We start from the raw sequence: 21,214 nt of genomic DNA, 5'->3' as shown, positions 1-21,214 counted from the left end.
CACTTATTTCTACAATTTCCTGCAACATCTAAATTCGGAGCGTCACTCCCTCAAAATGCTCTCTTTTAAAACAAAAGCATCCGCATCTTTCAGGAATGGGAAGCGTTCTCTGACATCCCGGACATGAGCAAGAGAGATGGTCATGGTGTTTACTGTCTCGTTATCCCGCTCGTGCAGTAAGATTTCACCCAACGGATCGATCAACATGGAATCACCTGCATAGTCGAGTTGATTGCCATCCTGCCCCACACGATTGACCCCGATGACATAGCTCTGGTTTTCAATTGCACGTGCCTGCAACAGAGTGCACCAGTGCAAGGAGCGTTTGGCAGGCCAGCTTGCGATATAAAGCGCTGCATCGTAGTGGCCATTGATATTGCGTGACCAAATCGGGAAACGCAGGTCATAACAAATAAAAGTGGCTATTTTCCAACCTTTGAAATCCACAATCAGCGGGGCATTACCTGCTGTGTATTCATGATCTTCCTGGGCGAAAGAGAAGAGGTGTTTTTTGTCATAGTGGGCGATGGAGCCGTCTGCATTAACCCACAACAGACGGTTATAGAAATGCTGGTTTTCAGTGATAATCATGCTGCCAACAATCGTACACTCCTTCGCGGCTGCCTGCTTTTTCATCCACTGAATACTGGGGCCATCCATCGTTTCAGCAATGGCTTGTGGCTTCATACTGAACCCTGTAGTGAACATCTCCGGCAAAATGATCAGATCACTATCAGTCACTTGTGCGATGTGGCGTTCGATATGTTCGCGGTTTTTTGTTGCATTTTCCCAAACCAAATCGGTTTGAATCATGGTTACCTTAAGATTCTGAGCAATCATTGCAAACTCCGTTTCAATATATGTTTTGTTATTTATTTTTTATCAACATTCATTACAGGTCAGCATCAAACAGGTGTTCCAGATAACCACTCTGTGCCGATATTTTGCGGATTTCGCCCTTTTCTCCCTGCTGTTGAGGAGGTGGAATGAAGTCGGATGCAATTAAATAGTTGAAATAACGGAAAAGCAGTGTTTTATCTGATGGTGGGCATTGAATGCCGCTGCCACTGAGTAAATCCATTGTCATCTCTGTGGCATATTTGGCTTTTTCGTTCATTTCTATGCCGCTATGAGCGAGTGCCAATAGGTCAGTAAAAACTGAACGGTAAGGTTTCCCATTGAGATACAAACAGTTTTGTGCCAACGCTTCCATGTAGTCATCGTTGTCAACGGTCTGGATGCGATAACCGAATTCCCTCAGGAATAAAACAATATCATTGAAAGTGATCGGATCAGGCGCCGTCAGATGAAGGGTTTTTCCATTAAATTTTTCGATATCTAAAATGGCATACAATGATGCTTTCGCGACATAATCCACCGGAGAAATATCAAAATCTTCCTGTGAATTAAACGTGAGTCCTGTTTCCACCAATGCCCTGATCATTTCATAATAAATGCCTTTGACTTTAGTTTGCCGCAATGGGTAACTGCCATCAGTACTATCGCCCCAAATATTGCCCGGACGCACAATGACCCACTTAAGACCTTTTTCTCCCGCACGATGGACAGCTTGCTCCGATTCAAATTTGGTACGTTCATAATCCATGTCATCAAATCTCTGCCCTACATCAAGATCCGTTTCATGCAGAACAAAACCGTCACGATATAGATGTTCTCCCACTACGCTAAAGCTGGAGGTATAAAGCATCGGTATATTGCCCTGTAGGCAGAATTCAATGATATTTCGTGTTCCCAACACATTAACAGGTGCAAGCCGGCCATAAGATGCCACTAAACTGGTCCAGGCAGCACAATGAATAACTCTGTCAATTTTGTCGGTTAACGCTGAGTAAAGCTCTGCTGTCAGCCCAAGATCTGTTTTCGTAATATCACCCAATACAGGAATAACACGGTGAAGTTGGTCTCGGCTCCGTTTTTCCTGATCGTAGGTGAACAAAAAATCTGCCAAACGCGCCAGTGCCTGTGAATTATTTTCAGCTCTTATCAGGCAATATACACTGGCATCAGTTGTAGTCAGTATTTCAAGTAAGACCCTGCCCCCCATGACACCTGTTGCGCCGGTAATTAAGATGTGTTTGGTCTCTTTTTGGGTATGGTTTTTGGTATGGTTGAGCATGTTTATCCCCTACATCTAATGATTAAATGTGTTACTTGCTGTTTTTTCATACCTGTCTCAGGTAGCAGCTTTACTGGCTGCCCCCTGAGATTTATGGGTATACGCTCTTATCTCTTCTTATCTCTCATATAGTGCCAACACGCATTCCACCATCCAGTGAGATCACTGCGGTATTGAGATAATTGGTTTTACAACTCGCCAAAAATCCCACAACTTCAGCCACATCATCTGACGTTCCCCAACGCCCGACAGGCACGATTGAACGCACAATCTTATCTTCTGCCGCAGATTCCATCGGGCCAGAACTGACGAACTGTTCCAGCATGTCAGTTTTGCAAATCCCCGGAGCAACGGCGGTGACACTGATATTCAACGGCCCCAGTTCACGTCCCCAGGATTCTGTCGCAGAAATTAATCCCGCTTTTGATGCGCCATAAGCAGCACTTCCTGCTGCTCCCCAAATGCCAGCAACGGAAGCGATATTGATAATGCGCCCATATTTCTGTTGCGCCATCTGGCGAACAAAAATCGTTGTACAGTTGAAAGCACCGACCAGATTGACATCGATCACTTTGGTAGACTCCGGCAACCCTCTGCCCGACAGGCAGAAAGCCCGGTGGATAATGCCTGCATTGTTCACCAGAACGGTGATCGTCTTGCCTAATGTTTCCGTGATCTGTTGCTCCGTCCGTTCGACGGAAGCAACATCAGTCACATCCATTTCAAAAATTGCCAGGGATTCAGGCTGCCCAAGGCGCTCCTTCAGGAGCGCCAGTTTTTGTATGCTGATATCCGTTGCGGCCACCAGGTAACCAATATCCAACAGTGTCTTGGTAATCGCGGTGCCGAATCCCCCTGCCGCGCCGGTTACAACAGCAATTTTCCGACTCATCCAGCCAGCCCTTCTTTAAATGTGATATCAATCACCTTACGGGCATTTACCATTGCATCGAAGATCCGCTCTTCGAAGAAATGTACATCATCCTGTGACATCAACAGGTTGGGGTACATGCGGGACAATGGAGAGAACTGAATGCCATAGCGTTTGGAAATTTCACGAATAATGATGTCGCAGAATTTAACCTTATCGCTGTAGCCTTCAGAAGAGGTGACAGGCGTATCCTGAGAGTGATAAACCAATGCGGTCGGCATTCCCTGTACAACCAGTGGCAGGTCAACAGCTTTTGCGGCTTTCACAAAGACATTGGAAATCTGGCGCATAACGTCACCCATGCGCTCATAACAGCCGGGATCTTCCTCAATCAGCCTGAACGTTGTCTGGATAGCTGCCAGCCCAAGCGGATAACCATTGAAAGTCCCTGCGTGAATGACTTTCCCACGGGTGTATAGATTCATAATGTCACGGCGACCAGCAATAGCGGAGATTGGCATAGCACCACCGCCCAATGCCTTACCGAAAGTGGCCAGATGAGGGGTTACACCCAGTATTTTCTGTGCGCCTCCCAACCCCAAACGAACACCGGTGATGATTTCGTCGAAAATCAGCACAATATTATATTTCTCACACAGTGCCTTGGTTTTTTCCAGATAACCTTCAACAGGGAAAATCCCCCCGCCGTTAATGCAAATCGGCTCCATCAGAACAGCAGCGATTTCATTGTGGTAGCGCTCTACGGTGGCAGTTAATATATCGATGTCATTCCACGGCAGCATGAAAGACTGATCGGTAATGACTTTAGGATCGCGTCCTAATGTATCTAACAAGTCACCTTTGAACTGCTCTGGCACCGGATAAGTCAGATCCTGCTTCTTGCGCCAGCCCATAATGTTGTCAGCATTGCCATGATAATGACCGTGGAAACGAATAAAACGGTTTTTGCCGGTAAAGGCACGGGCAAGACGCAACGCATTTTGTACCGCTTCTGTTCCGCTCAGGCAAAAACGGACCATTTCGGCACAAGGGATGTGTTTGACCATCGTTTCACAAACATCGACTTCCAAATCACAGGTGTCAACGGAAATCACTTTATTCATGTATTCGATCAATGAACTGTTGTAAGCCTCATTGTGATGCCCAACCAGTAATGCCCCAAATTTACAGAACAGATCCAGATGTTCATTTCCATCCAGATCCCACACACGGGATCTTTCCCCACGGTTAAACGGGATCACCAACGGACGCTCAGGATCACCAAAGTTATAGTGTGATCCGCCGGGCATCAGATCCCAGCATTTTTTATAAAAGCCTTTTGAATTGTCCAGACATAATTTTGTTGAAGCATCCATAGATTCTTTACTCCTCACCTTTGATTCTTGCTCATATTTTTGGTTGGATTGTTCGTGATCGGATTGTTTTTGATCAGACAGTTCGTGATTCAGCAACATATGCCGTTTCACTTGTTCAGGTACAACAACATTGAGTAATTCGAGTAATGCTATACGGGCCAGATAAGCCGCCCCATTCATCAATAGATTGGCAATCTTACTGACATGTCTGTTTTCAACCGCTTCAAATGGAGTGCCTTTCAGCCATTCGTTCATGGCCCCCATGGCCGCACCACACCAGATTTGGTAATCCATATTGCGTACAGAATCACCGGTAATCGCCCAACGGGACGATTGACCGAGATACCACTGGAAGACCAGCGCCATTTTCTTCTTCGGCTGTTTTTCTGCTCTGGCAATGGTGTCGGGTTGGTTGATGGTATGGAAATAGTGGATAGTTTCCTGCCAGATGTCTGACAGTGGCTTATGAAATACCTGTTTTTCCAGCAGGGTAATTTCTTGTTCAGGTATGTCATCCAGACTGTCATATTGTTTATATAGGTTGTACAGTTTCTGTGCCCGCACAGCGTACATACTACCCTGTTTCAACACCTGTACTTTGGCGCCCAGTTCAAACATATCCGCTGATGGTGCAGTAGCAACATCATTGATGCGGGCTTGTGCCAGCATTTTTTTCACAGCATCAGATGTTCCCGCTTCCACACAGCTCTGGTTGATTGAACCAGTGACAACATAAGCGGCTCCCAGTGCAAAAGCTGCCAGAATGGCATGAGGTGTTCCCAGACCACCCGCAGCGCCAATCCGTACTTGGCAGCGATTATGAGCTCCGTTTTGGGTTTCATCTGCGATTTGTAGCTGTACTTCATCCCGTAGCTGTACAATGGAACGGAAAATACAGGCCAGTACACCTTGATCGGTATGCCCGCCGGAATCGCCTTCTACGGTAATGTCATCTGCCATTGAAACCTGTCGTGCCAGCTCTGCCTGTTCCGGGGTGATAAGCCCGTCTGTCAGTAATTTTTGCAGTATGTTTTCGGGAGCCGGATGCAGGAAGTGCTGTGCCACTTCCCGACGGGAAACTTTGGCAATCAGGCGATGGTGACGCAGGATTGTGCCATCAGGCTGTTGGGCCAGACCACTGACACGGTAATAGACCAGCGCCGGACTGAGATTGATATAGGCCGATGCTTCAATTACCCGCACCTGATTTTCTATACACAGACGCACACAAGCCATTTCCCATTCAGGATTGCCAGGGTTGTGCAGCAAATTGACGCCGAATGGCCCTCCCGGCAATGCCTGCCGGATACGTGCAATTGCTTCTGCGATCCGCTGAATACGCAAGCCACCGGAACCAAAGATCCCTAAAATGCGCTGTTTGCCTAATGCGATAACCATCTCTTCAGAGTGGATACCGTTAGCCATAGCACCGGCATAATAGGCGTAATCCACACCATAATCCGCCATGAAGCCGGCATCTCCTAAACTGCTTGCCGTTATTGCCGGCAGGCTACCCAGAACGGAAACCTGTTCTGTCACCGGTTCATCTGCGGATAACAGCGAAACGGATGTGCCGGATTTTATAACCCGCAGTTCAACAGCCAAATCTTGCAAACGGGAGAGGCTTTCCAACAACAAATGTGCCTTTGGTTGATGACCCGATAAATTAACCGATAAGTGCTGATTCATTTTGTGGTGTCCTGTCCCAGTTCTGCTACACCTGTTCCGGTCATTTGCTGTGACTGACGGCGGACATACCGCACGCCCATGTTGTCACTTATCCCCACCACACTGTCGCGGTACAACGTTTCTGCAATGAAAAACAGGGTGACAGATTCCAGTTTGTCGTCTATGTCCGTGTAGCGAGCTTCAATGGATTTACAGGTCAGCCGGTATTGCAGCACATTTCGTTCACATTGCACTTCACCACGGAATTTGGCATTGGTTGTATGATCGGTCAGCGTCTGCACTTCCAGATCTGGCAGGGAATTTAATCCAAGATAGAATAGGTAGAATTTCATCAATTGTTCTGAACCTTCCACCAACAGCGTTCCCGGCATAACAGGATCATTTTTGAAATGCGCCTTAAATGCCCAGTGTTCAGGATCGATATCAAACTCACCCACTATCTGCCCCAAACCAAACATTCCCCCCACTGTGTCAACGCTGAGGATCCTGCTTAACATACGGGTATCGGGAGTACACAGGTTTTCGCCATAGATACGACCATATTGGGAACCGAAACAGGCAGTCAGATCACCATTCATCACGTAGGTGATGTCTTGCTCGGTGAATGTTGTCCGGTCACAATGCAGCAATTCCTTATGTAAGAATTCGGCGTATGATGGCTCATGTTGTGATTGCCTGTTTTTTGATAACAGCGTGAACGGTTTTGCCACTCCGTCTGGTTTGTCTCTGGTAAGATTAAGATAGGCGCTGGTATCAAATTCCCCCGCTTTCTCAATTTCTTTACGGCTGAAGAAACCGGAAACCGCTACCAGTCTGAATACCAGACGTTCCCCCACGTAGCAGAAGTACTCATAGTTCGCCAGAAAACGGCCACCTATCCGTATGACTGAGGTGATATTGACACGTCCGCGCAATACTTCGCCTGCCTTTGGCATTTCGCTGTAAATTGTCGTACTGCAATCCACCGCCCGGTAACAAAGCTGTCCTTTGAACATCATGTCACAGCCTATAACTGTAAACGCCACGATCATTGCATGAGAGGACTCCAGCGCGACAAAGGAAGGAATACGATCATTCACGACATACCATGCCTCTTCAGGAATATCGTACTCCCATTCAATGTAGCAGGGTTCCAGTTTGTCTTTTACAGCAGAAAGCGCCGTAATGCGGGAAACAAACATAAACGGTGGCGATGGCATACGGGTACGTATCGGATAGCTATCCACTTCCGCATAATCAGCCCCCAGAATCTTCTCCACGCTGCCGTCGGTTAATTCCAGTAATTGTTGTTCGTCAAATATTACCGGCAAAGTTATCTCTGATTTTTTCGGCATAACCGATTTGGGCATAACCTTTGTAACAGCAGGTTCGGTAACTGTCAGGGGTTGCGAATTTATTGACGGTGTGCCCGGCATGTCTGCCAAATGTTGTTTTATCAACTGATAAAATGTCTGTTCCAATTGCAGATAACGCAGTTGGGTATTGGCATTACGGATGAAATGGTTAACTTCCATCGACAGTGGCATTTTCTGAATTGTTTCTGCCTTGTTTAGTTCTGCTTTGTTTGGCTTGTTTGGCTCGTTTGACGGTACAGCCGCTGCAGCCAGTGCTGCAAAACGATCTACGGCCTGAGCGTTAAGAATGAATTCCTCTACTGTTTTTTCTCTCGCAGTATAGACTGTCACTTTCAGACTGGGCTGATCTGACGCCGATAACCTGGTTGGACGAGCACGTTTTCCACTCTGGGGTTCACTTAAAATCACATGATTGTAGGAACGGTCGATACCCAAGTGACTGATTGCAGCACGACGAGGCGCTTTGACTGGCGCTGGCCACGCCTGAGTTTGTACTGGTAAGTGGAATTTTCCCTCTGCATAATGTGCCAATTTCTGACGATAAGGGTAATCCGGCAATACCGGTAAGTATCGTTGTGTCAGTTGCAGAGCCGATTTAATAATGCCGAACAGACCAGCAGATGCAAACAGGTGTCCGTAATTGGCTTTCAGAGTGCCGATAGCCGTCGTTGGTCGCCCGTCTGTCGCACCATAGACCCGCCCCAACGCAGACAATTCAGCCGCAATCTCTCCAGATTTGCCGCCCGCATACAACTCAATATAACCGATCTGATCTGCGCTACAACCGGCAGCGGTCAGGCTTGATTGCGCGGCTGCCACAATGGCATCTTCGTTTACTATGAAATCAAGGGAGTGATCAGGCAAATAGCAAGTGCCAATCCCATCCAACACGGCATAAGTCGGTGTATTGTCATTAATGGCATCCTGTTCGCGTTTGAGAACAATGGCTCCGCCACCATCCCCGACTATCTGATTTCCGTGCTCAGATTGATGATCCCACAACACATTTTCCAGAGTGCCGCCGAAACTGCTACAGGCAACCATCACCGCATCTACATGTTGTCTGCTCAGCATAAACTGAGCTAATTCCAGTGCCTTAAACGGAGAATTTTCTTCACCATAGAGCGTAAATGCCGGGCCATTCAGCTTCAAATGTGCCGCCAAACGGCTCGCCACAATATTACCAATCCCCCCGGTAATACCTTCGGGATAAGGTTTCGGGTACAGGCTATCTTTTACGATCTCCTGCAAAGCGAGGGTATCTTCTGCCGACAATTGAATACCGTGACGACTCAGGCTCTGTTTCAATTGCCAGCTAATTTCATTGCGTACCTGATAACGCAAACAGCTATAATCGATTCCTCCCGCCACAATTACGGCAATATTGCGCTTATTGCCATCCAATTGATAACCGGCATCAAGAAATGCACGTTCCGCGATAGGCAACAGGAACAGGTGACAACTTAAATGTGCGCCAACAACATTCGGTGGTAATTTGAATTTCTTACAGTCAAATTCAAATGATTCGATATAGGAGCCTAAAGGTGGCTGATTCACTCCACGCATTGCCAACACATCAGAGCGTTTCTCCATGCCAATCCAACGGGTTTTCGGCAGCGGATAAAAATGCTGAATACCTTGCTGTAATGCCTGATCCAGCGTCTGATTATCCTCAGTTTTTGCCATATGTACGCCAATACCGACAATGGCCAGCGGATCAATTTCCGGCGTTTTTTCCGACTGGAACGGTATACAAGCCGCTCGTCGTTCAGGGGTATCTTCACTGACGACCATATGCCCGTTGACACCACCGAAACCAAAGGCATTAATACCAGCACGTTTAGGCCGCTGACTTTCAGGCCAGGGTCTGGCTTTCCGCACAATATGATCGATATTAAGCTTCCCTTTGGGTGTTGAAACCAGTTGATTGACCCGTGGCGTGGCAGGGATCAGGTTATGCTGCATCGCTAACAAGACTTTCAGCAAACTCCCCATACCGGACGCAGTGAGCATATGACCATTGATAGCTTTATTAGCACCAATTAATGGAATTTTTCCCTGTCCATCAAGATTATGTTCACCAAAAAAGGTTTCGATAGTCGATAGCTCTATTTGATCCCCAATATTAGTACCGGTTGCATGGCACTCAATGTAATCGATGTTCCGCGAACTATTCTGATAGGCGCGTTCTAATGCAACGTTCTGCCCTTGCTGATCGGGTACTAACACATGCTTAGTACCCGCATCGTTGGACAAGCCAATAGATTCAACGATGCCATAGATTTTATCGTTATCACGGACAGCATCGGCATAACGCTTAATAGCAACAATGCCAACACCTTCCCCGGATTTCACGCCTTTGGATGCTTTATCAAAAGGAATAGATTCACCCTTTTCAGGGAAAACCTGCAAGATATTAAATCCATGGTCGATATAGATATGGTCTACATGGCAAATTGACCCAACCAGCATCATGTCTGCCTTGTGGCTGAGAAGATAATCAGCACCCAGTTTGATGGCATACAGCGCCGAGGCACATGCAGCATCAAGGCAATAACGGGGACCTGCCAGTCCAAGTGCCAATGCAGCAATTGTGGCATTGTGCCCGCCGGTTATTAAATTCTGGTCAGAATGATTAGCCTGTGGCCAGAATTGATTAAATTGAAAATCCGGTCGCCCAATTAATTTTTGAATATAGGGTTGTAATATTTTGTGATAGAACGGACTCATTAACTTTTTAGTTGAATGAGTCGGCATACCGATACTGCCGAGAATTAGTCCCGTTTTTTGCAATACATTCTTACGCTGGCGATATCCACTGTCATTTAATGCCTGTTCTGCCGCATAGATTGTCCATTTAAATAGATCATCCAGTGTATTTAATTCTTCTTCCGGCAAGTTATATCCTTTGCCATCAAAATGAAAATCACGGACGTGTCCATTATTGACATAATTAATGGTGTCAGGTGTGCTGGCAACCGGAGAATAATAACAAGCCGGATCAACCCCCAATTCCAGAGCCGATAAAGGTGTGGAACAATCCTTTTCGTGTAACAGATTATCCCAGTATTTTTCAGGGGTATCTGCTCCGGGAAATAAACACCCAACCCCAACAATTGCAATATGTTCCATAAAGGAGAGACTCCTTAATATGATAGCGTTCCCCTGAGCGAATATTTTCACTCAGGTATATTAGCAACCTGACTTTTATTATTTATAACTCATGATTATTTTTCGTTATTCATCATAATTTTTTCACTATTTAATTTCTTCACTATTTAATGACTCCATTATTTAATGGAGTCATTCTTTTATAACTTTTATACTTTCATTTTTTAAATTGCAGCATTATTGCTTACATTCCGTAGTTGATTAGGTATCGTTTTTTTCGGAGCCATATAAGTTTTTCCCCCAATGGTAATTTGACGCGAACGGGGATCACTAAACTCACGTACAAAACGTTTTGTTCCCTCGTCAAGAGGAATAATTACCATGTTCTGAGCCTCATAAACCCGTTTGAGAACATCACTAACCATACCGCCATCCCACGGCCCCCAATTCACTGAACGGATTATCTGGATGTGTTTGCCACCGAAAGGCAGGTAGGCAAATTTATTCAGCGTCTCGTTTGCCAGTGAATAATCGGTTTGCCCCGCGTTACCAAAGAAACCGGAAACTGATGAAAACAGCATGATGTGACGCAAAGATGTGCAATCCAGCCCACGACATACGTTTTCAAGCCCTTTGACTTTGGCATTAAAGACCGAATGTAAATCCGCCAGCGTTTTCTTTTCGATCCGCTTATCCGCCAGATTTCCGGCACCATGAATTAAGCCAGTTATCGGCCCAAACTGCTGCCGGGCTTGCTCTAATGCCCTCTTTACCTGTTCCTGAACAGTGATATCACAATGCAGATATATAACCCGCGCCCCCACTTGCCTGATCGCCTGTAATGTGGCGTTGATTTCGTCGATATGGATCAGGCGGTTTAACATACTATTCACCTTAACCGGTGTCGGCTGAATCCCTTGTGCTTGCAGATGGGCAATAGCTGCCGTTTTGCGTTCAGCCAAGGTTGTTTTGCCTACAGACCATTCCGGCAACGGTGCAGTCATATCGGTACGTCCGAGCAGAATAAAAGCCGCCTGACTCTGTTTTGCCAGTTCAATAACACAGTGTGCTGTAATACCACGGGCTCCCCCTGTCACAACCAGTACATCATGGGGGCTGACCTGCATGGCCGATGCCGCTGATAATACTTTCTCTTCCTTCAGCGCCAATGTCATGCGTTCACCATTTACACTGCGTCCAATTTCTGCCACGCCAGTCCGGCTATCCTGAAGCTCTTCTATCACTATCTTTGCCACGTCGCTGTCTTTCATTCTGGCATCAATGTCTACGGTGCGGCAGAAGACATTTCCCCATTCAATATTCAGCGATTTGGTCAATCCAGTGATGCCCGCAGAAACAATCGGTAAGTATTCACGCCCGGAAGTCAGCAGTTCACCATCCCCCCGCATAATGACCATGAAGTATCCCGGCTGTTTCCCGTCACGGGTAAGGCTGCTTTGCAGGCGTTTTGCCAACAGGAAAGTGGTTTCAACTGAGCGGTAATCCTGCTCATTGAATACATCGGCCAATGCCTTAACCCCCTGTTTCAGAGCCTGCAAATAGATGACGCCTTCAATAGTGCCATGTTGCTGTTCAATATCTGCCAGTACAGCATCCAGCACAGATTCGTCACCCATTGCGGCCTGATTTTGCTTCAGTGACAGAACGACCACTTGCTGTCCCCGCTGTTCCAATGCATCCACGATATTCTCTACAACTGTCTTATCTACGGCCAGGTTATCCACTCTGGTTGTTCCCTCATCCACCACCAGCCAGCGTTTGGGGGATGAAAAAACATCCTGCAAACAATCCGGCATTGGCAGAGGTTGTTTCACCACCGCAAAACGGGAAACGGGCGAATCTGCAAAGCGCTTTTCTTCATCTTCTTTATTTAGTGCAATTTTATGATTCAGTTCAGGCTGAACCGCAGAGGACACCATCCGTTGCGATTCAGCTAGCGGCTTTTTTACGCTGTAGCCCTCAGATGAAGCCGCTGTCGAAGTGACAAATCCCAATGACCGCAATTTCTCGGATGCCCCTATACTGCTTTTTTCTGCAACAGCAGCTTGCTCTTTTTCATGGTGTTCTACAGGTGGCTGTACCTGTTCTGGCTCAGATCCGAGCCCCTTGTTGTACAAGGCACTTACTGCTTCGTCGATCATTTGTTTGAAGAAGTCACTCATCTTAGCAATAGTGCTCAACGAATCGACTTCGAAGTTTTCCATATCTTTATTTCTTGCTGTCTCACTATGAAGCCCCATGTTCGCAGAGAACGCATCAAACATCGCCCCAAAGATTTCCAGCCGCTTGATGGAGTCAATACCCAGATCCGCTTCCAGATCCATCTCTGAGCTGATCATATCCTGCGGATAACCCGTTCTTTCACTGACAATGTTGATCAATTGGCTGATGATGCTTTCTTCAGTGATCCGCTCAAGATGTTTAATCAGTTTTTCCACTTCAGGATCAAGTACTTTCGTCTGTACTTTGGCGACCGCTTTTTCTGGTTCTGGCTCAGGCTTAATAGATTCATTAGCAGATTCAGAAGAAGCCATTGATACCACTGGTGTAACCGGAACTTCCTCAGTCTTAGGCATTTCTGGCATCATTGGACGCACTGCCTCGACTTTTTCCACCATTTCTACTGGCTGCATGTTAGATACAGGAGCAGAAATAGATTCAGCAGCTTTTACCGGAGCGGAATATCCGACAACCGATTGAGTCAGGCGGCTAACCGATGCCATAACTGGTGTTACCTGCCCGGACTGGAACAGGCTCTGTTGCGTCATAAAATAACGTTCATGATTGGTATGGTATAATTCGAGGTTTTTGTCCAACAGTTGAACGCTTTGACTCAAACTAGAGAGCATCGTTGGCAGGTTCTGGTGATCTTTGCAACTTTCCAGCAAACTGTATTGCTTCTCCAGTAACATACTCAACAACTGGATGTATTCTTTTTGATTTGTCTGAAATTGCTGGTGTAGTTGACTCATTACCTGTTGGGCCTGTAACAGTCCATTTAATGTGTCAGCATTTTGGCTTTCGCTCAATTTATTATTCTGTTCCATGGGGTTATCTCGTCTTTGAATAATTGTCAGAACGTTCTGTTGGAGAAATTCGGCTGAAACAGGTTGCTTGTGTTCAACCACCTTTTCAGTCTTGTTTTCAATCTTGCTTTCAATGTAACTTTCAGCGGCATCTTCGACGTTATCGACGACTCTGCTTTCAACTTCATGTTCAGGGTAACTTTCAATTTCTTCTGCCAATACTGCCTTTTCTGGCTGCGGCAATGATCCCGCGATAAACCGCTCAACAACAGCATGATCACCCTCACGCAAGGCATGTTGACGTCGAGCTTTATTTTTCTCAGATAAGAAGAAACCACCGCTTAGTCTGAAGGTCAGACGCTTACCTTTGTCTTCTTCCACTGGCTGAATACGGACATGCTGGTTTATATCCCACAGCCTGACACCTTCTGCCAGTAATTTGGCCTGAGCACGGGCTAACTGTAATCTCTCTTCCCCTTTATCACTGGGGTTGGTTGAAATCACGGTATGTTCCCGGTTTTTCAAAATATCAGATACTAATTTGCCTAAGACACCTTTCGGCCCGAACTCAACAAATAAGCGCCCTCCCTGCTGGTAAATTGCCTCAATGGTCTGACGGAACTTAACTGGTTTTATCAGTTGTTCTGCCAACAATTCCCGAATGACGCGTGGTGAATTGTCATAGGGTTCTGCTGTTGCGCTGGAGAATAATTTGCACTCTGGTGGCTGGAAATGGATATCAGTCAGGCACTCACGGTAAGGCTGATAGGCCGGCTGAATAAATTTCGTATGGAAGGCAGCAGACACAGGCAGAATACGGCAATGAATATTCTGTTTTTTCAACTCATCATATAGCTGATTAATCTGGTCAGTTTCTCCTCCAAAAACTACCTGCCGTTCAGAGTTATCATTAGCAATGACAATCCCTGTATAACGTTGCAGAATTTCTTCACGTTGTACATGGGTCAACGAAGCTGCCAGCATCGCACCAGCATCCGAATCAGGACCACAGAGCTGATTCGCTGATGCGGCAGCCCATCCCCTTGCCAGAGAAACGCGGTGGAAATCTTTCTCGGAAAGTACTCCCGCCGCCCAAAGTGCTACAACTTCGCCATAACTATGGCCCGCGACAAAATCAGGTCTGAAGCCTATATTTCTTAATATATTGAAATAACCCGCACTGATTGCCCCCAATGCAGGCTGAGCATTGGCCGTGTCTGTCAGCCGTTTCTGCTGTTTCGTATATTCTTCTTCTGAAAAGGCAGGTACGGGATAAATAACGGGGGATAATTCATGACCTGACTGACTGATAGCGACATCATCCAGCGCTTCCAGAGATTGACGCATTTCAGGATAGTCATTAGCAATATCCCGCGCCATATTGACATACTGTGAACCCTGACCAGGGAACAGAGCAACAATCTTACCATCCAGTACTTTTCCTCTAGGCTGATAATAGATCCCGCGAGGATGTTCCCAACCGCTAGTGCTATTTTGCTGTACCTGGTTTTGTTGTAACTGGTTTTGTTGTAACTGACTGACAGCGATAGAAAGTAATTCCACAGTTTGTGCGACAGATTGAGAAACGAACACAACTCTGGCCTGATGCGGCTGTAAGTTCTCGATATCTTGTTGCTCCAGATGCTGACGAATGGCATTTTCCGGTAAATCACCAGTAAAGCGGGATAAAGCTGCCTCACACTGTGAAAGCAAGTCTGCGGGACTTTCACCTTTAAACAACATAATCCAAGGTGATTCATTCAACCGATAACGGCCGTGTGTCTGTTTTTCATACTCTTCCAGAATAGCGTGGAAGTTAGTCCCACCAAAACCAAAGGCGCTTAATGCTGCCCGGCGTGGCGCATTACTGAATGAACGTAGCCACGGTCTGGCTTCACTGTTGACATAAAAAGGGCTGTTTTCTGACATCAACAGATCAGTAGGCTTTTTCACATTAATAGTGGGTGGCAATACCTTATGGTGTAACGCCAATGCAACTTTAATCATAGAAGCAGCGCCGGCTGCACAACGGGTATGTCCAATCTGGGATTTGATACTACCAATCGCCACTGATTTCGGGGGGATCTGAAACTCGCCAAACACAGCATGCAGACTTTTAAGTTCGGTATCATCACCTGATGCTGTCCCTGTACCGTGTGCTTCAACCAACTGAATATCACTCGGCACAATCCCCGCGCAAGCATAGGCTCGTTTCAGAGCTTTTACCTGCCCTTCCATACGGGGAGCAAAAATACTTTTAGCACGGCCATCACTGGAGGCTTCGACAGATTTTATGATTGCATAGATCTTATCACCATTCAGTTCAGCATCTTCAAGACGCTTCAAAACCAACATACCTACACCATCCCCCAACATCATGCCATCAGCACTCTGATCGAAGGGGCGGGATACATTATTTCGCGATAATGCAGGGGTTTTGCTGAAACACAGGAAAGAAAAGATGGAGTTTTCCAGATTGATACCACCTGTTAAGACCGCATCACAGCTACCAGAATGTAACTCACCAATTGCGGCTTTGATTGCAGCAAGGCTGCTGGCACAGGCAGCATCTACCATATAAGATGTGCCGCCAAGGTCAAAATAACTGGCAATTCTGCCGCAGGCAACATTGCCTAAAAACCCAGGGAAGCTGTCTTCATTCCACTCAAGGTACATTCCGTGCGCGCGTTCAATAATATCGTTTGCCACTTCTTCAGAAAGGCCTGACTTCATCATGATTTCGCGCAAGTAAGGCGCCTGCTGACGGGCAGCCAGCGAGAATGATGTATTACCATTACCGCCTCCTCCCAAAATTACACCAATACGCTCACGATCAACTTTACTGTTTTTCGTCTCCAGCAAACCGGCATCTTGCATCGCCTGTTTGGCAACATACAGAGCAAATAACTGGGCTGTACTGAGCGAATCGAGAATTGCGGGTGGAATTTTGAACTCCACAGGATCAAAATCAATAGCAGGCACAAAGCCAGCACGATGACCATAAGTTTTATCAGCGGCTGTTGGGTCTGGATGGTAAAAGTCTTCTTTTTTCCAATATTCTTCCTTTGACATCTCAGTGATATCGATTAGCGAATCCTTTTTGCCTATAATATTTTCCCAAAACTTATACAAATTCGGTGCATCCGGGAAATGAGTTGCCATCCCAACGATCGCAATATCCCCACTAATTTTCCTATCATGCAAAAAATACGTCTTGGACATACATTCCTCGCGTTTTGAACAAAACAGTCTCCTATCCAGCACATATTTAATGCACTGTATTGAGTGTTTTCACTGTCATTCACTGTCATCCGCTGTCAGAAACATCATTATTAACCTATTAAATATGCTTTCGAAATCTATTCGAATACACGTAAATCAAGGTAGATTAGTAAGATATGCTGACAAGAATGTTACTTATATTTTTTGGATAAAACTTTTTCTCTCCCTCTCAATAACCCGGCTAATGAACCTGCCACAGCGGATGTGGCTCCAACCACAATTTCAATAACTGTTATTTGTATTGGAGAAAGATGATCAATAGATAAAAAATGCGTCACAATAAAAATTAATGCTATGACACATGCACTAAAAGCATGAATTAAAAAATACATTGAACTTTCATCAAGCTTATCATCTTTTTCAAAGTGTAATAAATTTGCTTTGATATCAAGAATAGTTTGTTTCTGTGTCACATAAGCTATCCATAAAGAAATAATATAGGATGTTCCTCCTGCACTAAAAGCCGCCACTGAAACGGTAATTATCTCTGTAAAATTACCACTTTCTTCTCGAAAATAACCATATGCTAGTAAGCCTGCAACCGCACCAGCAATAATTGCCCAAGGTAAAAAATAATTAAATATTATATGTATGTCACTGTCTTCTTTTCTTACCTCAACATTTTTAATTGAAAATAGTTTCCCATATAATTCAATAGAGTAATGCTTAAGTCTGGATACAATAAAACAACTGGAAAACACTACCAATAAAAAACTTATAATTAATGCTAACCAAATATTTAATTGTGATGAAAATGAAGTATTCCACAGAGAAAAAAGTAAATCCCACCAATAATAGTAATATCAATAAAAGCACGCACAACAGCATTGGAAAAATCAGCCATTGTCAGACTTTGTTTGAGGTTTAATGCCTTATCGGCTATTTTTATTTTCTCACTCTAATTGTAACTTGAAACCTATTGAGTGTATTTGTTTTTTCTATGTTATAAATTTTATAATCCTTACCACTATAAATATATGCGACTGATATTTTCCGTAATAGCGTCTTTGTATACATCTAATTGACCATAGTTTCAATTTAAAAAAATTGACCCAATTTAAGAAAGAAAGCTAATTAATCATTTAAAAACAAATAATTAATGCAACTTTACCTATATTAAAAGATTAATTATTGAGTGGTATATAAAAAAAATAATATACATCCTACAAATTTCAAATTGCAGTCAATAAAGCGGTCATTGAAAGATGAAAAGTATAAAAGGCTCTTCAGAATGAGGAGCCTGTAAACGTTCTCTTTTCAATTGTGGATTTCAGCTAACATCTTTTTTGTTACGATCCAACCATAGAGAAAGCGCCTTCAAAGAGTCAGGCGTAAATTGATCACAACGGGCAGTAATTTCTTCAGGTGACAACCAGTAAACCGCAGAAACCTCTTCTTCCTGTAACGCAAATGGCCCGTGGCTGACACAGCTGAATAACCCTCCCCATGTACGGCAGATATCTTCCTCATAATAGAAAAGCCCGTGTTCCGCAAAAGGAACCCGGCAATCCCCAACTCTTCTTCGGCTTCACGACGGGCAGATTCAAGCATACTTTCCCCCATCACCACGACACCACCAGCAGTTGCATCCAATTTACCAGGGTAAAAATCTTTTGTTTCTGTGCGATGCTGAACCAATATTTTCCCCATTCCATCATGTACAACAATGTAAGTTGCCCGATGCCTCAAGTTTTGGCTACGCATTTGCTGACGAGTTGCCTGCGCGATGATTTCATTCTCTTCATTAACGATATCAACCCACTCAATATTGACTGATTTTTCTTGAGTCATCCTAAAACCTTTGCTAAATAATCTATGAACCAATTTCTGCTGTGATAGCCTCTCTATCAACCAATTTTGAAATATGTATACAGACCCTAACCGGAAAAACAAATCCACTCACACAGCTATGAAGGATCGATGGCATTTTACAGACAAACAAAACCAATGCTAATGTAATAAATCTAACATTTATCTTAACGTTACTATTACTAGAGGTTATATGATAGATCTATACTACGCTCCTACACCTAACGGCTATAAGATTTCACTGTTCCTTGAGGAAACCGGTCTCCCTTATACCATTCATCCAATCAATATCAGTGCTGACGAACAATTTACCCCGAAATTTTTAGCTATCTCACCCAATAACAAGATCCCCGCAATTGTCGATCATGAGCCTGTTGATGGAGGGGAAGCAATATCTCTCTTCGAATCAGGTGCTATCTTGCTCTATCTGGCAGAAAAAACAGGGAAATTTCTGAGCCAGAATGAGCGGGAACGTATTCAACAGCTACAATGGCTATTCTGGCAAGTCGCGGGATTCGGCCCGATGCTTGGGCAAAATCACCATTTCCATCGTTATGCGCCAGAAGTTGTACCCTATGCGATAAACCGTTATGTGGCAGAAACTCAACGTTTATACAAGGTATTGAATACCCAATTGGAAAAAACACCATATCTTGGCGGCAATGAATACAGTATCGCTGATATCGCCACCTATCCGTGGGCACGGTGTTATGAACATCAAAAAATTAATTTGCAGGATTACCCTGCTGTTGAAAAATGGCTCGAAAATATCAGTCAACGGCCGGCAACAAAAGCAGCATACAAATATTGATGAAAGCTCGTTTAGTAACGAAACTTTTCACTAAAACTTGATGTTGATAACAGATAACAGCATATTTCGCTGCCGTATAAGCCATCACTTGCTATAGTCAATCAATGATTATACCGATAGATTTCAAGTTGCAGCTAATAAGGCTGTAACTTGAAAGCCGGGAGTATATCCACTTTTGGTCACAGGGGGTGGTTATGTATATTTTAGTTACGGGAGGAACAGGGCTGATAGGTCACAAGCTAATCTATCAATTGCTTTCACTCTCCCACTCCATTACCATTTTGAGCCGTTCTCCACAAAAGGTTTACTCTTTATTCAGCGATAAGGTAGAATGCTGGACGACATTGAACGAACAGAGCAATCTGGATGATTTTGATGCAGTTATCAATCTTGCTGGTGAGCCTATCGCTGATAAGCGCTGGACACCAGAACAAAAAAATAAACTTTGCCAAAGTCGTTGGCAATTAACTGAAAAGCTCAGCACTTTAATTAGGGCTGGTAAGTCCCCTCCTTCTGTTTTTATTTCCGGTTCGGCCGTTGGGTATTATGGTGATCAGGGGCAAGCTGTTATTTCAGAAAATGATCCTCCCCATGATGAATTCTCTCATCAGCTCTGTGAACGCTGGGAAAAACTGGCATTACAAGCTAAAAGCGAAAAGACCCGAGTATGTCTGTTACGAACAGGTATCGTCTTAGCCAGTAATGGGGGAGCACTGAAAAAAATGCTGCCTCTGTTCCGTTTGGGGTTTGGAGGTGCGATAGGAAGTGGCAAACAATATATGCCATGGATCCATATTGATGATATGGTCAACGGCATCTATTACTTGCTGGTTTCTCCAGAACTGGATGGCCCTTTCAATATGACTGCGCCCTATCCTGTTCATAATGATCAGTTCAGTGCGATCTTGGCAAGAATCCTGCGTCGCCCCACTTTTATTCGTATACCTGCTTTTGTATTAAAAATTGTAATGGGAGAAGCAGCAACACTGCTCTTAGGTGGGCAACAAGCTGTGCCCAAACGATTAGAAGAAGCCGGATTCGGCTTCCGCTATTTTGAATTAGAAGAAGCCTTAAAGAATTTATTAAAGGAAAATGCTAATCAGCGTTAAACATCAGTGAGTTTCACACCCTGCCAACGATTGAATAAATCCTCTGGCAGTTCAATATCAAACTGATCAAGTACACGGTTAATTGTCTGGTCAATAATATCCTGAATACACTCAGGGCGGTGATAAAACGCAGGAACTGGCGGCATTATCACTGCCCCCACTTCAGCAGCCTGAGTCATTAACCTTAAGTGCCCCAAATGCAATGGTGTTTCTCTGACTCCCAACACCAATTTACGCCCTTCTTTCAAGACAACATCTGCGGCACGAGTGATTAAGCCATCCGTGTAGCTATGCACAATACCCGATAATGTTTTGATAGAACAAGGTAAAATCACCATCCCTGATGTCTTAAATGATCCCGAAGAGATAGAAGCAGCGATATCACGGTTATCGTGCACAACATCGGCAAGAGCCTGAACTTCCCGCAAGGTATAGTCAGTCTCCAGTGCTAATGTCTGTCGGGCTGATTGGCTGATCACTAAATGCGTTTCAATATCTTCTACAGGCTGTAAGACTTGCAGTAATCGGATACCATAAATCGCACCACTTGCTCCTGTCAGCCCGACGATCAGTTTTTTCATGTGTCCCTCTGAAATATCAGAAATAACTCAATGATA

General features: G+C 44.8%; 12 protein-coding genes. 2 read left to right on the top strand and 10 right to left on the bottom strand.

Annotated features, from left to right (window positions below; translation table 11 throughout):
* Positions 1-42 precede the first annotated feature (42 nt).
* The 9 genes from AAC852_RS11690 to yfcD form a co-directional block, all read right to left on the bottom strand.
* Positions 43-840 carry an amidohydrolase gene (locus tag AAC852_RS11690; protein ID WP_340621175.1) on the bottom strand — a complete coding sequence of 266 codons (798 nt, stop codon included), beginning with the start codon at positions 838-840 and terminating at the stop codon, positions 43-45.
* A gap of 52 nt (positions 841-892) precedes the next feature.
* The gene (locus AAC852_RS11685) at positions 893-2,137 is read right to left on the bottom strand and encodes an SDR family oxidoreductase (protein WP_340621174.1); all 1,245 of its coding nucleotides are present in this window, start codon (positions 2,135-2,137) and stop codon (positions 893-895) included.
* A 124-nt stretch (positions 2,138-2,261) separates the two neighbouring features.
* The gene (locus tag AAC852_RS11680; protein ID WP_340621173.1) at positions 2,262-3,029 is read right to left on the bottom strand and encodes an SDR family NAD(P)-dependent oxidoreductase; all 768 of its coding nucleotides are present in this window, start codon (positions 3,027-3,029) and stop codon (positions 2,262-2,264) included.
* On the bottom strand, positions 3,026-6,073 hold the full coding sequence (locus AAC852_RS11675) for a PfaD family polyunsaturated fatty acid/polyketide biosynthesis protein (protein ID WP_340621172.1): 3,048 nt from the start codon (positions 6,071-6,073) through the stop codon (positions 3,026-3,028). Before AAC852_RS11675 ends, AAC852_RS11680 begins: the two co-directional genes overlap by 4 nt.
* A complete protein-coding gene (locus AAC852_RS11670) occupies positions 6,070-10,560 on the bottom strand; it encodes a polyketide synthase family protein (RefSeq protein ID WP_340621171.1) in 4,491 nt (1,496 codons plus the stop codon). Before AAC852_RS11670 ends, AAC852_RS11675 begins: the two co-directional genes overlap by 4 nt.
* Positions 10,561-10,763: 203 nt before the next feature.
* Positions 10,764-16,808: an SDR family NAD(P)-dependent oxidoreductase gene (locus AAC852_RS11665; protein ID WP_340621170.1), complete on the bottom strand. Its 6,045-nt coding sequence runs from the start codon at positions 16,806-16,808 to the stop codon at positions 10,764-10,766.
* A 191-nt stretch (positions 16,809-16,999) separates the two neighbouring features.
* Positions 17,000-17,575 (bottom strand): hypothetical protein, encoded by a 576-nt coding sequence (locus tag AAC852_RS11660; RefSeq protein WP_340621169.1) that lies wholly within the window; start codon positions 17,573-17,575, stop codon positions 17,000-17,002.
* Positions 17,576-17,607: 32 nt separating this feature from the next.
* A complete protein-coding gene (locus AAC852_RS19995; protein WP_422824291.1) occupies positions 17,608-17,751 on the bottom strand; it encodes a DUF6347 domain-containing protein in 144 nt (47 codons plus the stop codon).
* 434 nt (positions 17,752-18,185) lie between these two features.
* The gene (yfcD, locus tag AAC852_RS11655; RefSeq protein ID WP_340621168.1) at positions 18,186-18,659 is read right to left on the bottom strand and encodes an NUDIX hydrolase YfcD; all 474 of its coding nucleotides are present in this window, start codon (positions 18,657-18,659) and stop codon (positions 18,186-18,188) included.
* A 211-nt stretch (positions 18,660-18,870) separates the two neighbouring features.
* On the opposite strand from yfcD, the gene AAC852_RS11650 reads away from it, so the two are divergent.
* On the top strand, positions 18,871-19,488 hold the full coding sequence (locus AAC852_RS11650) for a glutathione binding-like protein (protein ID WP_340621167.1): 618 nt from the start codon (positions 18,871-18,873) through the stop codon (positions 19,486-19,488).
* A 194-nt stretch (positions 19,489-19,682) separates the two neighbouring features.
* A complete protein-coding gene (locus AAC852_RS11645) occupies positions 19,683-20,597 on the top strand; it encodes a TIGR01777 family oxidoreductase (RefSeq protein ID WP_340621166.1) in 915 nt (304 codons plus the stop codon).
* Here AAC852_RS11645 and AAC852_RS11640 read toward each other — a convergent pair.
* On the bottom strand, positions 20,594-21,178 hold the full coding sequence (locus tag AAC852_RS11640) for a UbiX family flavin prenyltransferase (RefSeq protein ID WP_340621165.1): 585 nt from the start codon (positions 21,176-21,178) through the stop codon (positions 20,594-20,596). The two genes, AAC852_RS11645 and AAC852_RS11640, sit on opposite strands and share 4 nt — an antisense overlap.
* Positions 21,179-21,214 lie beyond the last annotated feature (36 nt).

The sequence above is a fragment of the Xenorhabdus siamensis genome, assembly GCF_037996745.1.
GTDB classification, from domain to species: Bacteria; Pseudomonadota; Gammaproteobacteria; order Enterobacterales; family Enterobacteriaceae; genus Xenorhabdus; species Xenorhabdus indica.
This window is presented reverse-complemented; position numbering and strand designations above follow the sequence as displayed.

Coding starts and splice junctions, on each gene's coding strand:
- AAC852_RS11680 (WP_340621173.1), bottom strand. CDS start 3,029: ATGAGTCGGAAAATTGCTGTTGTAACCGGCGCGGCAGGGGGATTCGGC.
- AAC852_RS11685 (WP_340621174.1), bottom strand. CDS start 2,137: ATGCTCAACCATACCAAAAACCATACCCAAAAAGAGACCAAACACATC.
- AAC852_RS11645 (WP_340621166.1), top strand. CDS start 19,683: ATGTATATTTTAGTTACGGGAGGAACAGGGCTGATAGGTCACAAGCTA.
- AAC852_RS11640 (WP_340621165.1), bottom strand. CDS start 21,178: ATGAAAAAACTGATCGTCGGGCTGACAGGAGCAAGTGGTGCGATTTAT.
- AAC852_RS11665 (WP_340621170.1), bottom strand. CDS start 16,808: ATGTCCAAGACGTATTTTTTGCATGATAGGAAAATTAGTGGGGATATT.
- AAC852_RS11650 (WP_340621167.1), top strand. CDS start 18,871: ATGATAGATCTATACTACGCTCCTACACCTAACGGCTATAAGATTTCA.
- yfcD (WP_340621168.1), bottom strand. CDS start 18,659: ATGACTCAAGAAAAATCAGTCAATATTGAGTGGGTTGATATCGTTAAT.
- AAC852_RS11670 (WP_340621171.1), bottom strand. CDS start 10,560: ATGGAACATATTGCAATTGTTGGGGTTGGGTGTTTATTTCCCGGAGCA.
- AAC852_RS11675 (WP_340621172.1), bottom strand. CDS start 6,073: ATGAATCAGCACTTATCGGTTAATTTATCGGGTCATCAACCAAAGGCA.
- AAC852_RS11690 (WP_340621175.1), bottom strand. CDS start 840: ATGATTGCTCAGAATCTTAAGGTAACCATGATTCAAACCGATTTGGTT.